2 protein-coding genes and 1 pseudogene are annotated in these 2647 nt (G+C 64.9%); all 3 read left to right on the forward strand.

Annotation, left to right across the window (positions count from 1 at the left end; translation table 11 throughout):
• Positions 1-65: 65 nt before the first annotated feature.
• Positions 66-1220, forward strand: a complete 1155-nt coding sequence (locus BFQ01_RS00290; protein WP_065923805.1) for an NAD(P)/FAD-dependent oxidoreductase — start codon at positions 66-68, stop codon at positions 1218-1220.
• Positions 1217-2374 carry an acetylornithine deacetylase gene (gene argE, locus BFQ01_RS00295; protein WP_065923806.1) on the forward strand — a complete coding sequence of 386 codons (1158 nt, stop codon included), beginning with the start codon at positions 1217-1219 and terminating at the stop codon, positions 2372-2374. Before BFQ01_RS00290 ends, argE begins: the two co-directional genes overlap by 4 nt.
• 117 nt (positions 2375-2491) lie before the next feature.
• Positions 2492-2647: pseudogene (locus BFQ01_RS32770) on the forward strand (succinate-semialdehyde dehydrogenase (NADP(+))); the annotation flags it as partial.

The raw sequence follows: 2647 nt of genomic DNA on the forward strand, positions 1-2647 counted from the left end.
GGGCGCCAGCGCGGCCAGGCGCCGGTCAAACCGTTATCGATGCTGATCACCGAGGAGGTCTCGTCATGAGTGTGAAAAAAGCCGATGTGGTGATTGTCGGCGGGGGGCTGATGGGCTCGGCGACTGCGTTTTTTCTGCGCCGTCGCGGGCAGTCGGTGATCCTGCTGGAGCGCGACCAGATCGGCCAGTACGCCAGTGGTGTGAACTTTGGCAATGTGCGCCGGCAAGGGCGTTTCCTCGGCCAACTGGCCCTGGCCAACCGCTCGTGGGCGCTGTGGAAGCGCCTGCCGGAACTGATCGACGACGACCTGGAATTCATCCCCAGCGGGCATATGCGCGTGTGTTACCGCGAGGATGAAATTGCCGAGCTGGAGGCCTACGCCGCCGCACCGGAAGCGCAACAACTGGACCTGAAGATTTATCGTGGCGCCGAACTGCATCAACGCTTCGGCTTCCTCGGCCCGGACGTCAAGGGCGGCTCCTACGCGCCCCACGATGGCCATGCCAACCCGCGCCTGGCCGCGCCGGCGTTTGCCCGTGCCGCCCGGCGCCTGGGCGCGCAGATCGAAGAACGCACCGAAGTGGCCGAGGTGCAGAAGGTCGGCGCCGACTTCCAGGTCACCACCACCGACGGCCGCCAGTTCCACGCCGCGCAACTGTTGATCACCGCCGGCGCCTGGGGCCAGAAGCTCTCGGCGCAGTTCGGCGAACCGGTGCCGCTGGACACCCACGGCCCGCAAATGGCCGTGACCGAGCCGGTGCCTTATGCCTTGCCCACCGTGATCGGCGTGTACACCAAGGTGCCCGAAGAGGTGATCTACTTCCGCCAGATTCCCCGGGGCAATATCGTCATCGGCGGCGGCTACCGCAGCAAGCCGGACATGCTCAACCGCCGCGCCTATGTGGAACCGCGCAGCATCCTCAACCAGGTCAGCCAGATGCGCCGCCTGCTGCCGGGCGTCGGCAACCTGAACATCATCCGCGTGTGGAGCGGCATCGAAGGCTACCTGCCGGACTCGCTGCCGGTGATGGGCCCCAGCGGTACGGTTGACGGGCTGTTCTATGCCTTCGGGTTTTGCGGCCACGGTTTCCAGCTTGGCCCGGGCGTCGGCGATGTGATGGCCGAGCTGCTCGCCACTGGCAGCACCAGTACCCCGATCGAGCCATTCTCCATCACCCGGTTCGCCCTACCTGACGAGCAACGGAGCCAGGCCTCATGAAACCCCGCGTATTGGAGATTCTGAAACAGCTGATGGCCTTCGACACCGTGTCATCGGCGTCGAACATGGCCTTGATTGAATATGTGCGCGACCTGCTGCTGGGCAAGGGCATCGACTCGCTGATCGTCAAGGACCCCAGCGGCAAGAAAGCCAACCTGTTCGCCAGCACCGGGCCCAGGGAACAGCCCGGTGTGCTGCTGTCCGGGCACACCGACGTGGTGCCGGCGGCGGGGCAGGCCTGGACCTTTCCCGCCTTTGCCGCCACCGTGCAGGACGGGCGCATTTATGGGCGTGGCAGCTGCGACATGAAGGGCTTTATCGCCCTGGCCATCGACGCCATGCTGGATGCCGCCGACCACACGTTAAACCGCCCATTGCAACTGGCCCTGTCCCATGACGAAGAAATCGGCTGCGTCGGCGTGCGGCGCTTGCTCGACGTGCTGCACCTGGCGCCGGTACGGCCGTTTCTGTGTGTGATCGGCGAGCCGACCAACATGCAGTTTGTCCTCGGACACAAGGGCAAGGGGTCCTACCGCACGTACTGCCGAGGCCAGGAGGCGCATTCATCCCTGGCGCCGCGCTCGGTCAACGCCATCCACGTGGCTTGCGACTTTATCGCCGCCCTGCGTGACAGCCAGCAGCAGTTGCAACGCCATGGTGCCCAGGACAATGACTATGACGTGCCCTACAGCACCGTGCATGTGGGCCAGATTATCGGCGGCAAGGCGCTGAATATCGTGCCCAACCTGTGCACCCTGGACTTCGAAGTGCGCAACCTGCCGGCCGACGACCTGGACGCGTTCCTGGAGCAGATGCGCGAGCGCGCCGAGGTGATCGTGCGTGAGGCGCAGAAGCTGTCCAGCGTGGCGGCCATCGAGATCGAAACGATCAACGTCTATCCTGGCCTCGACACCCACCCCAGTGTCGAGGCGGTGCACTTTCTCAAGCAATTCGCCGCGCCGGGCACCGGCACCTCCAAGGTCTCGTTCGGCACCGAAGGCGGCCTGTTCAAGCAGCGCCTGGACGTACCGGTGGTGGTGTGCGGGCCGGGCTCCATCGAGCAGGCGCACAAGCCCGACGAGTTTATCGAGATCAGCCAGATGGACGCCGGCGAGCGCTTTTTGCAAGGCTTGCTCGGTTCGCTGACGGCCTAGCAGAGCCTGCCGTCCTGGGGTGAATTTCAGCACGGCACGCTGCTTTAACCGCGCTTTCGGCATCCTCGTTTGTGGCACCTCCCTAGACTGGAGCGTGTCTCGGATCAGGACTCGACCATGCTCAAGAATCGCTTGCAAGACCCCAGCCTGCTGGCTGAACTCGCCTACGTAGATGGCCAGTGGATCGCTGCCGACAGCGGCGCCACCCTGGACATCCGCGATCCCGCCACCGGCCACTTGATTGCCCAGGTGCCGGCCATGGACGCGGTGGAC

Origin of the sequence: Pseudomonas sp. 8 R 14, from assembly GCF_900005955.1 — a bacterium.
GTDB lineage: Bacteria > Pseudomonadota > Gammaproteobacteria > Pseudomonadales > Pseudomonadaceae > Aquipseudomonas > Aquipseudomonas marginalis.

Bases quoted from the DNA above. Each gene is read 5' to 3' on its own strand.
- BFQ01_RS00290 (WP_065923805.1), top strand. From the start codon at position 66: ATGAGTGTGAAAAAAGCCGATGTGGTGATTGTCGGCGGGGGGCTGATG.
- argE (WP_065923806.1), top strand. From the start codon at position 1,217: ATGAAACCCCGCGTATTGGAGATTCTGAAACAGCTGATGGCCTTCGAC.